The sequence below is a fragment of the Streptomyces pseudogriseolus genome (assembly GCA_002154585.1).
GTDB lineage: Bacteria > Actinomycetota > Actinomycetes > Streptomycetales > Streptomycetaceae > Streptomyces > Streptomyces pseudogriseolus.
Map to the genome: position 1 here is coordinate 1 of MUNG01000638.1, position 280 is coordinate 280.

Genomic DNA, 280 nt, shown 5'->3' on the forward strand with positions numbered 1-280 from the left:
CGTGCTGCACCCGCAGGGCCTGGTGCCCGAGGGCAACGAGATGATCACCACGCTGTCGCGCATCTACACCGACACCATGGGCCCCTGGGCCGAGTACCTCTTCCTCGTCGGCGCGATCGCCGTCCTCTTCTCCACCCTGATCGGCTCCACCGCCTCCGTGCCCCGCCTGTGGACCAACACCCTCGGCATGCTCGGCGTCGTCAAGTGGGAGGACGTGGCCAGCCGCACCCGCGCCATCCGCATCCTCACCTGGACCCTGCCGCTGGTGTGGGCCTGCTTC

Annotated in this window: 1 pseudogene; it reads left to right on the forward strand. The window is 69.3% G+C overall.

The annotated features are described in order from the left end of the window. Positions 1-280: pseudogene (locus tag CCN29_RS33655) on the forward strand (Nramp family divalent metal transporter); the annotation flags it as partial.